The organism is Streptomyces neyagawaensis, from assembly GCF_023516595.1.
Lineage (GTDB): Bacteria > Actinomycetota > Actinomycetes > Streptomycetales > Streptomycetaceae > Streptomyces > Streptomyces neyagawaensis.
This window is the reverse complement of record NZ_JAMGBG010000019.1, coordinates 243,661-256,859: the sequence shown is the minus strand read 5'-3', so window position 1 is coordinate 256,859 and position 13,199 is coordinate 243,661. Positions and strand designations below refer to the sequence as shown.

Genomic DNA, 13,199 nt, shown 5'->3' with positions numbered 1-13,199 from the left:
TCACCGCCGTCGCTTGACGCCTGATCGTGCGGCTAGTGTGAGCGATCCGGTGGGGCAGGCCTTCTCGGTCACGCACCACTTGCAGCGAGACCCGAGCGTCTTTTGAGGGGGAAGGCGCCGCGTGGCCCCGACGGAGGAATCAGACAACCGTGGACGCGCAAGGCCGTGGGCGGGCGGAAGACATCGATCCCGCAGACCAGTGGGTACTCAACCCGAACACCGGTGAATACGAACTGCGACTGAGTCCTTCCGCACCGCAGTCGGCGGTGCCGCGGCCGCGCCGGGCGGCGCCCGCCAGGGCAGAGGCCAAGGTGACGGCGGGCGCATCCACGCGCTCCGCGTCGGCGGGCACGGACACCCGGGAGATCCCCGACACGCTGCCGGGACCCCGGCGTCGGCGGGGCACGCCCGAGGAGGACCCGCTGCCGGGCCGCCGTGGCGGCCGGGGTAGGACCAAGGCGAAGCCCAAGAAGTCGACGGGCAAGCGGATCCTGGTGTGGACGGGCGGCACGCTGGCCTTCGTGCTGGTGGGCGTGAGCGGCGCGGCCTACCTCTACTACCAGCACCTCAACAACAACATCCAGAAGATCTCGGACGACGGCGCCGGCACCGGCGGCTTCAGCAAGGACCGGGCGATCAACCTGCTGGTGATCGGCACCGACAAGCGGACCGGCGCGGGCAACGGCAGCTACGGCGACAAGGACAGCGTCGGCCACGCCGACACCACGATCCTGCTGCATGTCTCCAAGGACCGTTCGAACGCGACCGCGATGAGCATCCCGCGCGACATGATCGTGGACGTCCCTGACTGCCTGACCACGCAGGAGGACGGCTCCCAGAAGAACATCCCGGGCACGCCGAACGTCCGGTTCAACACGAGCCTCGGACAGTACGACCGCACCCCGAGCTGCACCATGCGCACGGTCACCGAGCTGACCGGGATCAAGCCCGACCACTTCATGGTCGCCGACTTCAACGCCGTGAAGACGCTCTCCACGGCGATCGGCGGCGTCGAGGTCTGCCTCGCCAAGCCCATCAAGGACTCCAAGTCCAAGCTGGACCTCTCCGAGGGCAAGCACACCATCCAGGGCGAGCAGGCGCTGGCGTTCCTGCGCACCCGGTACAGCGTGGGCCTCGGCAGCGACCTGAGCCGGATCGAGCTGCAGCAGCAGTTCCTCAGCTCGATGATCCGCCAGATGAAGTCCGAGGACACCCTCACCGACCCGGGCAAGGTCATCGACCTGGCGGAGGCGGCCACGAAGGCCCTCTCCGTCGACGACAAGATCACCGACATCAAGAAGCTGGCCTCGCTCGGCCAGGAGGTCGGCAAGGTGAACACGAAGAACATCACCTTCACCACGGTGCCCGTCGTCGACAACACCGACGGCGCGACCGTGCTGCCGATGCCGGGCAAGGCGGAGCAGTTGTTCGAGACCATCCGCGACGACGTCTCGCTCAGCGACGTGAAGAAGAAGGCCAAGGAGAAGCAGGCCGCCAAGCTCAAGGGCAAGCGTGCCGACGCCTCCGAGGTCCGGGTCAACGTCTACAACGGCGGTGCCGAGGCCGGCAGCGCACAGGCCACTCTCAACTGGCTGCAGAATGATGTCGGCGTGACGAAGTCCAGCCAACTCGGCAACGCGGGCAAGACGTTGTCGAAGACGACTCTCGAGTACGACCCGGACCAGGCCGACCAGGCGCGCAAGCTGGCCGACCTCATGGGTCTGTCGGCGTCCGCGCTCAAGCCCGGCGAGGGCAACAGCGAGACCAACTCCCAGGGGCTGCCCGCGATGGTGCTGACCCTGGGCAAGGACTTCAAGGGCGCCGGGGTGAAGATCAGCGGTTCGTCGTCGGCGGCGGACCTGGACGTCGAGAAGAACACGGCGGACAAGGAAAAGTGCGCCAGTTGATGACCTGACGGGGTCTTCTCGCGTCTATCAGGACGCAACACGAAGTACAGACGCCGGGTGGGCGCGAGGATGCGCCCGCCCGGCGGGCTCCGGTGGTCATGCGGCGGCACCCGCCGCCGTAGCGACCCATGTGCGCGTCCACGTCCACTGTTCGACCGGGCGCACAGACGCGGTACCGGTCGTACACACGGGTGGCTCATGTCATCCGGGCAGGGCGCAGTACGCGTTCAAGAGAACATGCGTACATCCCAGTTGGGGTCTCGGAAGTCCAACAGGAGGCGGGGGCGGCCCCGTCGGCACAGCAGGGTGGGGAGGGGCAGGGAGATGGTACGGAGCGACGTACGCGGGGACGGGGGGCGGCCGCGCGTCGAGGAACCCGGCGAGCGGGGCGGTGGCCTCGGATCGCCGGACGGCTCGTCCGGCGACGACGGGAGCGCCAGAGTCCCGGAACAGCGGGGACGGGGCGGCGGCCGCCAGGGCGGCGCCGGAGGGCGCAGGCGGGCCGGTACGGCCACGCCGCGCAGGCGCAGGCGTGTGCTGCGCTGGTCGGCGACGGTGCTCGCGGTGGTGATACTCGGGACCGCGGGAGCCGGTTACCTCTACTACCGGCACCTGAACGGCAACATCAAGAAGGAGAAGCTCAACCTCGGCGACACGAAGATCGCCGAGCCCACTCCGAACGCGGCGGGCCAGACCCCGCTGAACATCCTGCTCATCGGCTCCGACGCGCGGGACACCAAGGAGAACCAGAAGCTCGGCGGCGCACGGGAGACCTTCGGCGGCACCCCGCTCGCCGACGTCCAGATGCTGCTGCACCTGTCCGCCGACCGCAGCAACATGTCGGTGGTGAGCATGCCCCGCGACACGCTGCTCGACATCCCCAAGTGCACCGACCCCGACGACGGCAAGGTGTACGCGGCGAGCAGCCGGGCGATGACCAACGAGTCGCTCGGCCGCGGCGGCCCCGGCTGCACGGTCGCCACCTGGCAGGAGCTGACCGGCATCCACATCGACCACTTCATGATGGTCGACTTCGCCGGTGTGGTCTCGATGGCCGATGCCATCGGCGGCGTACCGGTCTGTGTCACCGACAACATCGAGTCCCGGGACAGCCTGGGCCACGGCTCCGGTCTGAAGCTGGAGAAGGGCACCACGTACATCCAGGGCAAGCAGGCCCTGCAGTGGCTGCGCACCCGGTACGGCTTCGAGGACGGCAGCGACATCGCCCGCGCCAAGGCGCAGCACATGTACATGAACTCGATGGTCCGCGAGCTGCGCGAGAACGCCACCATCACCAACCCGAACAAGCTGCGCCGGCTCGCCGAGGAGGCCACGACCGCCCTCACCGTCGACCCCGGCCTCGGTGACGTGGCGGCGCTCTACGACCTCAGCAAGGAACTGCGCAAGGTCGAGCCGGCCCGGATCACGATGACGACGATGCCGTTCACCTATGTCGGCGCGCGTGTGGTGCCGAAGGAGGGCGACGCGGAGAAGCTGTTCCGGCTGGTGCGCGAGGACATCGCCCTCGACGGCAAGGACGCCAAGAAGGCCACCTCCGAGGAACCGACCTCCGACGACCCGGCGGCGGCGGAGGACGAGATCGGCGTGCTCGTGCAGAACGGCACCCTGACGTCCGCCCTCGGCGCGGCCCCCGGCCGGGCCCACACCGTCTCCCAGCTCCTCGTCGGCGAGGGCTTCACCAAGGCGTCGGCGGACACGACCACCGCCACCACCGAGGACAAGACGGTGGTGCGCTATCCGAGCGCCGAACTGGAGGGCGACGCCCAGGCGGTCGCCAAGGCGCTCGGCATCCCGCTGAGCCAGGTGGAGAAGTCGACGAACGTCAGCGGCGTCACGCTCGTCGTCGGCGCCGACTGGCGCGAGGGCGACGCGTACAAGGCCGAGAAGAAGGACGACAAGACCCCCAAGTCGGCGGACGCGCTGAACGGCGCCGACAAGGACGCCTGCATGAAGGTCAACCCGAACTTCACCTGGTAGTACCGGAGCGTGTGTGGGGCCCCTCCCGAAGCTCGGGAGGGGCCCCACACGTACGCGTAGGGTCCGGTTCAGCTCTCGGTGAGCACGGCCGGGCGGCGGGACGCGATGACCTTCTTCGCCAGCGACTTCGGGCTGGTCAGGAAGCCGAAGCCCCACGACATGTGCATCGTGGCGAGGGCGACGGGGATCTGCAGCCGTGCCTTCAGCGGCAGGCCCCTGCCCGCCGGGACCGAGCCCGCGACGATCGCCGCGAGATAGCCGCCGGGGACGACGAACCCGATCGGCGTGAGCAGTGCGCCCACCAGCAGACCGGCGGCTATCGCGCACACGGCGGTCGGCGGGGCGAGGTAGCGCAGGTTGATGGAGCCCTCGTGGTAGCGGGCGACGACATGGCGCCAGCGCCCGTAGTCCTTGTACTGCTTGGCCAGCGCCTTCACGCTGGGCCGGGGCCGGTAGGACACCTTCAGCTCCGGCGAGAACCAGATGAGGCCGCCGGCCTCCCTGATCCGGAAGTTCAGCTCCCAGTCCTGGGCGCGGATGAACTCCACGTTGTAGCCGTCCTGCCGCTCCAGCGCCTCGCGCCGGAAGACGCCCAGGTAGACCGTCTCGGCCGGACCGGCCTGCCCGCCCGTGTGGAAGGCGGCGTTGCCCACGCCGATCTTCGAGGTCATGGCGGCGGCGACGGCGCGCTCCCAGTCGTTCTCGCCCTCGGCGTGCATGATGCCGCCGACGTTCTGCGCGCCGGTCTCCTCCAGGAGGCGTACGGCGGTGGCGATGTAGTTCGGCGAGAGCATGCCGTGGCCGTCGACGCGGACCACGATCGGGTGGCGGGAGGCCTTGATTGCGGCGTTCAGCGCGGCGGGGGTACGACCGGTGGGGTTCGGCACGGTGTGGACACGCGCGTCTTCGGCCACGAGCTGGGCCGCGATCTCGTCCGTACGGTCCGTGGACGGACCGAGGGCGATCACGACCTCCATCTCGCCGGCGTACTCCTGCGCGAGGATCGCTTGGACGGCCCCGCGCAGATGCCGCTCCTCGTTGAGGACGGGCATGATCACAGACACGGCGGGGAGCCGCACGTCGGGCTTGGCGTTCATAGGGGGCTCACGTTACCGCGAACGGGGGACAGCGACGCGCGCCGCCCGGTCGCCGGTACGGACCGCGCGACGACTGCGCCTACGGTGCTCAGCGTTCCCCCCGTCTCCCCGACCGTGTCACGCGGAGGTGTCCCCCATGCCCGCACCGCCCCGCCGCCCCGCACGGCCGCAGCAGCCCAGGCCCCCGGTACGCCCGCGGAAAAGGGGCTGGGCCCTGCGTGCGGCGACCACGCTGTCGGTGGTGGTGCTGGCCGCCGCGGGGATCGGGCACGCGGTGGTCACCGGCCTCGACGAGAAGATCGCCCGCGTCGACCCCTTCAAGGACATGAAGAACCGGCCCGAGGCGGGCCATGGCATGAACGTCCTACTGGTCGGCACCGACGGCCGCGACGGCATCACCGAGGAGGAGCGGCGCGCCTACCGGCTCGGCGGCGCCCCCTGCCACTGCACGGACACCATGATGATCGTCCACATCTCGGCGGACCGGGAGCGGGCCAGCGTCGTGAGCCTGCCGCGCGACTCCTACGCCGAGGCGCCCGCGCACATCGACCGCGCCACCGGGAAGAAGCGCCCCGCCCACCCGATCAAGCTCAACGCCGCGTACGCGGAGGGCGGGCCCCCGCTCACGGTCCGCACGGTCGAGCACATGACCAAGGTGAAGATCGACCACTACGTCGAGGTCGACTTCACCAGCTTCATGCGGACCGTGGACGTCCTCGGCGGGGTCAGGATCTGCACCGCCCAACCGCTGAAGGACTCCTACACCGGCCTCGACCTCGCCGCGGGCTCCCACGACCTCGACGGCGGACAGGCCCTGCAGTACGTCCGCTCCCGCCACGCCGACGGCTCCTCCGACCTCGGCCGCATGAAGCGCCAGCAACGCTTCATGGCCGCCCTCATGGCCCAGGCCACGTCCTCCGGGGTGCTCCTCAACCCGATCAAGTTCCGGGACGTCACCCGTGCAGTGCTCGGTTCGGTCCGCGCCGACAAGGAGTTCGGCACCGGGGAGCTGATCGACCTCGGCCGTGCCATGCGCAACCTCACACCCGCGTCCTCCGAGTTCACCACCGTCCCCATCGGCCGCATGGGTCACGTCGTCGAGGGGCTCGGCTCGACCCTCCAGTGGGACGCCGCCAAGTCGCGCCGCCTCTTCAAGGCCCTCCGCGACGACCGCCCCCTCGCCCCCTACCGGAGCCGCGGCAAGCGCGTCCTGGTCGAGGTGGCCCCGCAGCAGATCCGCGTCCAGGTCGAGAACGGCACGGCCGTCGCGGGCCTCGGCCGCCAGGTCGACCGCGAGCTGGCCGCCACCGGCTTCCGCACCACCCGCGCCCCCGTGAACGCCGGGCGCACCGACGTCCGCCGGACGGTCGTCGTGCACGACCCGCGCTGGGACCGCTCGGCCCGGTCCCTGGCGACCGCCCTGCCGGGCGCGGAGCTGCGGGAGGCGCCGGGGCAGGGCCCCGTCCTGCGGGTGATCGCCGGGACGGACTTCAAGAAGGTCCGCAAGGTACGGGCCGAGGACCCCGACCAGGGTGAGTTCGGCGTGGTCACGGGTGACGAGGTGACCTGCTCCTGAAGGGCGCGGGCGGTGCTCGGCGGCCGGGGGCGGCTCAGTCGCCCAGGCCCTCGGCGATCCTCTTCTCCCGCAGTTCCAGGATCGCCCTGCGGCGGGCCAGCCGGTGCGTCCGGCGGATCTGTGCCTCCTGGTAGCGCCGCCGGTCCCGCTCGGTCTCCGGCATCACCGGCGGCACCCGGCGCGGCTTGCCGTCGGCGTCGACCGCCGCGAACACCAGATACGCCGACCCCACCTGCTGCGGCGGTGTCGACTCGTTCCACCGCTCCGCGAGCACCCGGACACCGATCTCCATGGACGTCCGGCCCGTCCAGTTCACCTGGGCCTTCACATGGACCAGGTCGCCCACGCGGACCGGCTCCAGGAAGGCCATCTCGTCCATGGAGGCGGTGACGGCCGGCCCTCCGGAGTGACGTCCGGCCACCGCGCCCGCCGCGTCGTCGACGAGCTTCATGATCACACCGCCGTGCACCGTCCCCAGCAGGTTGGTGTCGTTGTGGGTCATGATGTGGCTCAGGGTGGTCCGGGACGCCGAGGTCGGCTTGCCGGGTATGCCGGATTCCGCTGCGGGGGCCTGCTCTGTCATGGCGTCCACCTTAGGGGTCCTTTCACTATGCCCGTCCGGGGCGCTCACAGTGAAAGGACCCCTTATGCGTGACCTCGTAAGGTCCGCTTTGCATCAGCTTGGCAACAGCCGCGCTGCGAAATTCCGGCGACCCTTGTACGGCCCGCAGGGGAGCCCTGCACACTGGGGCGCATGAACGATTGGCCCGAGGGATGGTCCGACAGAAACCGCGGCGGCGGGTACGGACAGGGAAGCGCCGGCGCACACCCCGATGGGGCGCGCGTGATGCGCCAGGTCCGCCGCGGTCCGTCGGCGCCCCCTCAGGGCGGTGTGCCGCAGCAGCCGGCGTACGGCGACACGTACGACAGCTACGGCGGCGGCCCCGAGCAGTACGACAGCGGCTACAACACCGGCCAGGTGTACGGCGGCGGTCCGGGCGGCCCCGGCGGCTACGACGGCCGGGGTGAGCGCCCCGCGCCGAACTGGCGGCGCCGGATCAAGTGGACCGCGATCGTCGTCACCGTCGTCGTGCTGGGCACGACGATCGGCACCTACTTCTGGGCCGACTCCAAGCTGAACCGCGAGGTCGACCTGTCGAAGGTCATCGACCGGCCGGAGGAGGGCGAGGGCACCAACTACCTGATCGTCGGCTCCGACAGCCGCGAGGGCCTCTCCGACGCGCAGAAGAAGGAACTGCACACCGGTTCCGCCGACGGCAAGCGCACCGACTCGATGATGATCCTGCACACCGGCTCCAACGGCCCGACGCTGATCTCGCTGCCCCGCGACTCGAACGTGGAGATCCCCACCTTCGTGGGCTCCGAGTCCGGCAAGACGTACAAGGGCACCGGCCGTCAGGTGAAGCTGAACGCCGCGTACGCCGAGGACGGGCCGGAGCTGCTGGTGCGGACCGTCGAGGCCAACACGGGTCTGCGCATCGACCACTACGTGGAGATCGGCTTCGCCGGCTTCGCGAACATCGTCGACGCGGTCGGCGGCGTGGAGATCGACATCCCCAAGGGCGGCCTGAAGGACACCAAGTCGGGTGCCGACTTCGAGGCGGGCAAGCAGACGCTGAACGGCGAGCAGTCCCTGGCCTTCGTCCGCACCCGCTACGCCCTCGCGCGCAGCGACCTCGACCGCACGAAGAACCAGCAGAAGTTCCTCTCGGCCCTCGCCAGTCAGACGGCGACGCCGAGCACGGTCCTGAACCCCTTCAAGCTGTACCCGACGATGAGCGCCGGTCTCGACACGCTGATCGTCGACAAGGACATGGGCCTGTTCGACCTGGCCGACATGTTCTGGGCGATGAAGGGCGTCACGGGCGGCGACGGCAAGTCCATGAACATGCCGATCTCGGGCAACGCCGGCAACGGCAACCTCCAGTGGGACACCGCGAAGGTGAAGAAGCTGGTGGAGGAGCTGAAGAACGACGAGACGGTGACCGTGTCGGGCAACTGACGGCGCCGACGCGCGACACGGAAGAGGGGCATCCCGTACGGGGTGCCCCTCGGTCGTACGGGTCGGGCCGGCCTCGTCTCAGGCCGCCGCGCCCGACATCGCCCGGCACATCTCGGAGCAGCGGCGACACGCCTCGGCACAGCGCATCATCTGCGGATCGTCCGGCATGGACATACACGCCTCGGCGCACATGTCACAGGCGCGGGCGCACATCGCGCACATCTCGGCGCTCATCGGGGAGCGGCGCATCATCATGTCCGCGCACATGCGGGTCATCTCGGCGCAGTCCATCAGGGCGCGCATGATCTGCATCTGGGCCTGACCACCGGCCTGCATGCAGGAGCTCATGGTCTCCTCGCACACCGTGTGGCACGTCATGCACGCGTTGACGCAGTCCTGCATCTCCTTGCTCATCGCGGTCATGGTTCCGGTCTCCTGCATGGCTCCTCCAGGGGTGGGAGCGGGGGTCCGGGGCGGACCCCGTGCACTTCCGTCCTACGCCCCCCTGCCGCCACCCGCCATTGGGCGGACGCAAACATTCCGCACCATTCACCCCACAAGTCAACGGCCCCCGGCGGGGTGCCGGGGGCCGTTCACAGGTTGCGCCGAAGGAGTTACGGCAGGTTGCGGGCCATGACGATGCGCTGGACCTGGTTGGTGCCTTCGTATATCTGCGTGATCTTGGCGTCGCGCATCATGCGCTCCACCGGGTAGTCGCGGGTGTAGCCGTAGCCGCCGAGGAGTTGGACGGCGTCGGTGGTGACCTCCATGGCGACGTCGGAGGCGAAGCACTTGGCGGCGGCGCCCTGGAAGGTGAGGTCGCTGTCGCCGCGCTCGGAGGCGGCGGCGGCCTGGTAGGTCAGGGCGCGGGCGGCGGCGATCTTCATGGCCATGTCGGCGAGCATGAACTGGATGCCCTGGAAGTCCGCGATGGGCTTGCCGAACTGCTTGCGCTCCTGGACGTAGCCCTTGGCGTAGTCGAGGGCGCCCTGGGCGACACCGAGGGCCTGGGCGGCGATGGTGATGCGGGTGTGGTCCAGGGTCTTCATCGCCGTGGCGAAGCCGGTGCCCTCCTCGCCGATCATGCGGTCGGCGGGGATGCGGACGTTGTCGAGGTAGACCTCGCGGGTCGGGGAGCCCTTGATGCCGAGCTTCTTCTCCGGGGCGCCGAAGGAGACGCCCTCGTCGGACTTCTCGACGACGAAGGCGGAGATGCCCTTGGAACGCTTGGCGGGGTCGGTGACGGCCATCACCGTGTAGTACTCGGACTCGCCGGCGTTGGTGATCCAGCGCTTCACGCCGTTGAGGATCCAGTGGTCGCCGTCGCGGACCGCCTTGGTCTTCATACCGGCCGCGTCGGAGCCCGCGTCGGGCTCGGAGAGGCAGTACGAGAACATGCCCTCGCCCTTGGCGAGCGGGCCCATGTACTTCTTCTTCAGCTCCTCGGAGCCGGAGAGGATCACCGGGAGCGAGCCCAGCTTGTTGACAGCCGGGATGAGGGAGGAGGAGACACAGACGCGGGCCACCTCCTCGATCACGATGACCGTGGCGAGCGCGTCGGCGCCGGCGCCGCCGTACTCCTCGGGGACGTGCACGGCGTGCAGGTCGTTCGCGACGAGCGCTTCGAGCGCCTCTCGGGGGAAGCGGGCCTCCTCGTCGACCGCGGCGGCATGGGGCGCGATCTTCGCCTCGGCGAGGGAACGGATGACGTCGCGGAGCATGTCGTGCTCCTCGGACGGGCGGTACAGGTCGAAATCAGCCGATCCGGCCAAGGTCTCTCACGCTCCCGATGCTAACTACCGTTAAGTAACTCAAATTTTAAAGGGCCTGCCCATGCGAGAGATACGTGAGCTTGGCGACAGATGCGGGGCCGGTGACGGCACCCAGGGGGAATCTGCCCGGCGAGAGGCCCGGACACGCCCCGACTATGCTCAGGCAGCGCACCCGCCGCGCACGTCGCGGCGCACCCACGGCCGTACGTCCCAGGAGCATCCATGGCCCTCAAGATCACCGTGATCGGCACCGGCTATCTCGGCGCGACCCACGCCGCGGCCATGGCCGAGCTGGGATTCGAGGTGCTCGGGCTCGATGTCGTCGAAGAGAAGATCGACATACTGCGCCGGGGCGAGGTCCCGATGTACGAGCCGGGTCTGGAGGAGCTGCTGCGTCGGCACGTCGCCGGGATCGAGGGCTCCACCGGGCGGCTGCGCTTCACGACGGACTACGCGGAGGTCGCGGCCTTCGGCGACGTCCACTTCGTGTGTGTGAACACCCCGCAGCGGCACGGCGAGTACGCCTGCGACATGTCGTACGTCGACGCGGCCTTCGCCTCGCTCGCCCCGCATCTGACGGGCCCGGCCCTGGTCGTGGGCAAGTCGACCGTGCCGGTGGGCTCCGCAGACCGGCTGGCCGCGTATCTCGCCGAGCACGCCCCGGCGGGGGCGGACGCAGAGCTGGCCTGGAACCCGGAGTTCCTGCGCGAGGGTTTCGCCGTGAACGACACGCTGCACCCGGACCGGATCGTGGTGGGCGTCCGCAGCGAGACGGCCGAGAAGCTGCTGCGCGAGGTGTACGCGACGCCGGTCGAGGAGGGCTCCCCGTTCGTCGTCACCGACTTCCCGACCGCCGAGCTGGTGAAGACCTCCGCGAACTCCTTCCTCGCCACCAAGATCTCCTTCATCAACGCCATGGCCGAGGTCTGCGAGGCCGCCGGGGGCGATGTCGCGAAGCTGGCGGAGGCCATCGGGCACGACGACCGGATCGGGCGGAAGTTCCTGCGGGCGGGCATCGGGTTCGGCGGCGGGTGTCTGCCGAAGGACATCCGGGCGTTCATGGCCCGCGCCGGTGAACTGGGCGCCGACCAGGCGCTGACGTTCCTGCGCGAGATCGACTCCATCAACATGCGGCAGCGCGGTCAGATGGTGGAGCTGGCCCGGCAGGCGCTGGGCGGCGGCCCCTTCCTGGGCAGGCGGGTCGCCGTGCTGGGCGCGACCTTCAAGCCGGACTCCGACGACGTACGGGACTCCCCCGCGCTCAACGTGGCCGGCCAGATCCACCTCCAGGGCGGACAGGTCACGGTCTACGACCCGAAGGGCATGGACAACGCGCGCCGACTGTTCCCGACGCTCGGGTACGCCGACTCGGCGCTGGAGGCCGTGCGGGGTGCCGACATCGTGCTGCACCTGACGGAGTGGCGCGAGTTCCGGGAGCTGGACCCGCAGGCGCTGGGCGAGGTCGCCTCCCGGCGGCTGGTGCTGGACGGCCGCAACGCCCTGGACCCGGAGCTGTGGCGCCGGGCCGGCTGGACCTACCGCGCGATGGGCCGGCCGACGGCCTGACCCGGGGGCCGGGCCCGTTTCCGGGCCACGACGGGCCCGGAGTTCGACCGGGCCGGTAGCGGGCGACGCCGTTCCGGCCGAGGCTCAGTCGGCCGGAACGGCGTCTGTGCTCATTCTCCACCGTTCCGGTCCCCCGTGGGTGCGAAGCGCTTACTTCACCGGTGACTCATGGGGTGATGTCCGGCTCATCCACCTCACTCGGCCGGCTCACTTGGCGCGGTAGCGGCGCATCTTCGCGCGGGCTCCGCACACTTGCATCGAGCACCAGCGGCCGCGCCCGGCGGGGCTGCGGTCGTAGTACGCCCAGTGGCAGTCGGCGGCCTCGCACGCCTTGAGGCGCTGCCAGGTGCCCGCCGTGAGGGCCTCGGCGACGGCCGCGGCCACGCGGGCGAGCAGGAGAGCGGGATCGGCGGCGGGGCGCAGGCTCGCCGAGCCGTCGTCGGCGCGGACGTCGACGACGAGCGGCGCCGCCGCCAGCAGGTCACCGAGCGGGGTCACCGCGCGGTGCGGCGGGTGTCCCGCGTGCGCGAGGCAGACGGCCCGGAGCGACTCCCGCAGTTCCCGTACGTCCGCGAGGTCCTCGGCCGCGGTCAGGGCGAGGCGGGCCCGGCCCTCCGGGGTGTCGAGGGCGTCGGCGCCCGACTCCAGGTCCAGCGTGTTCACCAGGCTCTCGACGAGTGCCAGGCCGCCGGGTGCGGGCACTCTCTCACTCATGCGTGCGACCTCATGCTTGCGACGTTACCGCCTATAGGGAAGCATGCAGTAACCGTTACTGGTTACCCGCCTCTACGGGTAACCGGATCGCAGAGCGAAGGAGAGCAGTCATGGCCATCGCCAAGCTGGATGTCGTCGTCCTGGACTGTCCCGACCCGGCCGCGCTCGCCGGGTTCTACGCCGAGCTGGTCGGCGGGGAGGTCTCGGGTGAGGGCGACTGGGTGGATCTGAGGGTGCCGGACGCGGGTGTCCGGCTGGCGTTCCAGCAGGCGCCGGACTTCGTGCCGCCCGAGTGGCCGTCGCCGTCGCGTTCGCAGCAGTTCCATCTCGACGTGAACGTGGAGGACATGGACGCGGCGGAGAAGGAGGTACTGGCGCTCGGGGCGAAGCCGCTGGACACGACGGACCGGGAGCGGGGCTTCCGGGTGTACGCCGACCCGGCGGGGCATCCGTTCTGCCTGTGCCGTGCCTGAGGGCGGGTACTGATACGAGCGTGAGGTCCGGCCAGTGGGCCGGGCCGGCCCGGCTTCGTGCTCGGCCGGTGAG

At 70.1% G+C, this 13,199-nt stretch carries 11 protein-coding genes; 6 read left to right on the top strand and 5 right to left on the bottom strand.

Annotation, left to right across the window (positions count from 1 at the left end; all coding sequences use genetic code 11):
- Positions 1-149: 149 nt before the first annotated feature.
- Entirely contained in the window at positions 150-1,907 is a 1,758-nt protein-coding gene (locus tag M8J73_RS11220) for an LCP family protein (protein WP_249828541.1), read from the top strand.
- Between the two features lie 324 nt (positions 1,908-2,231).
- Positions 2,232-3,905, top strand: a complete 1,674-nt coding sequence (locus tag M8J73_RS11215) for an LCP family protein (RefSeq protein ID WP_249828540.1) — start codon at positions 2,232-2,234, stop codon at positions 3,903-3,905.
- A 68-nt stretch (positions 3,906-3,973) separates the two neighbouring features.
- On the opposite strand, the gene M8J73_RS11210 is transcribed toward M8J73_RS11215, so the two are convergent.
- Positions 3,974-5,002: a glycosyltransferase family 2 protein gene (locus M8J73_RS11210; protein ID WP_055541616.1), complete on the bottom strand. Its 1,029-nt coding sequence runs from the start codon at positions 5,000-5,002 to the stop codon at positions 3,974-3,976.
- A gap of 136 nt (positions 5,003-5,138) precedes the next feature.
- Between M8J73_RS11210 and M8J73_RS11205 the strand changes: the two genes are divergently transcribed.
- Complete coding sequence (locus M8J73_RS11205; protein ID WP_249828539.1) at positions 5,139-6,578, top strand: LCP family protein; 1,440 nt, start codon at positions 5,139-5,141, stop codon at positions 6,576-6,578.
- A 34-nt stretch (positions 6,579-6,612) separates the two neighbouring features.
- Here the strand turns inward: M8J73_RS11205 and M8J73_RS11200 are convergent, their stop codons facing one another.
- The gene (locus M8J73_RS11200; RefSeq protein ID WP_055539454.1) at positions 6,613-7,161 is read right to left on the bottom strand and encodes an acyl-CoA thioesterase; all 549 of its coding nucleotides are present in this window, start codon (positions 7,159-7,161) and stop codon (positions 6,613-6,615) included.
- A 171-nt stretch (positions 7,162-7,332) separates the two neighbouring features.
- Here M8J73_RS11200 and M8J73_RS11195 point away from each other — a divergent pair, with 171 nt between their 5' ends.
- Positions 7,333-8,601, top strand: a complete 1,269-nt coding sequence (locus tag M8J73_RS11195) for an LCP family protein (RefSeq protein WP_055539439.1) — start codon at positions 7,333-7,335, stop codon at positions 8,599-8,601.
- 78 nt (positions 8,602-8,679) lie between these two features.
- Here the strand turns inward: M8J73_RS11195 and M8J73_RS11190 are convergent, their stop codons facing one another.
- A complete protein-coding gene (locus M8J73_RS11190) occupies positions 8,680-9,042 on the bottom strand; it encodes a four-helix bundle copper-binding protein (RefSeq protein ID WP_055539440.1) in 363 nt (120 codons plus the stop codon).
- A 173-nt stretch (positions 9,043-9,215) separates the two neighbouring features.
- Positions 9,216-10,373, bottom strand: coding sequence for an acyl-CoA dehydrogenase (locus M8J73_RS11185; protein WP_055539441.1), 1,158 nt, complete (start codon positions 10,371-10,373; stop codon positions 9,216-9,218).
- Between the two features lie 222 nt (positions 10,374-10,595).
- Here M8J73_RS11185 and M8J73_RS11180 point away from each other — a divergent pair, with 222 nt between their 5' ends.
- Positions 10,596-11,939 (top strand): UDP-glucose dehydrogenase family protein, encoded by a 1,344-nt coding sequence (locus tag M8J73_RS11180; protein ID WP_055539442.1) that lies wholly within the window; start codon positions 10,596-10,598, stop codon positions 11,937-11,939.
- 207 nt (positions 11,940-12,146) lie between these two features.
- Here the strand turns inward: M8J73_RS11180 and M8J73_RS11175 are convergent, their stop codons facing one another.
- Positions 12,147-12,653, bottom strand: coding sequence for a CGNR zinc finger domain-containing protein (locus M8J73_RS11175; protein WP_055539443.1), 507 nt, complete (start codon positions 12,651-12,653; stop codon positions 12,147-12,149).
- Positions 12,654-12,763: 110 nt separating this feature from the next.
- On the opposite strand from M8J73_RS11175, the gene M8J73_RS11170 reads away from it, so the two are divergent.
- The gene (locus M8J73_RS11170) at positions 12,764-13,126 is read left to right on the top strand and encodes a VOC family protein (protein ID WP_055539444.1); all 363 of its coding nucleotides are present in this window, start codon (positions 12,764-12,766) and stop codon (positions 13,124-13,126) included.
- The last annotated feature ends 73 nt before the right edge of the window (positions 13,127-13,199 follow it).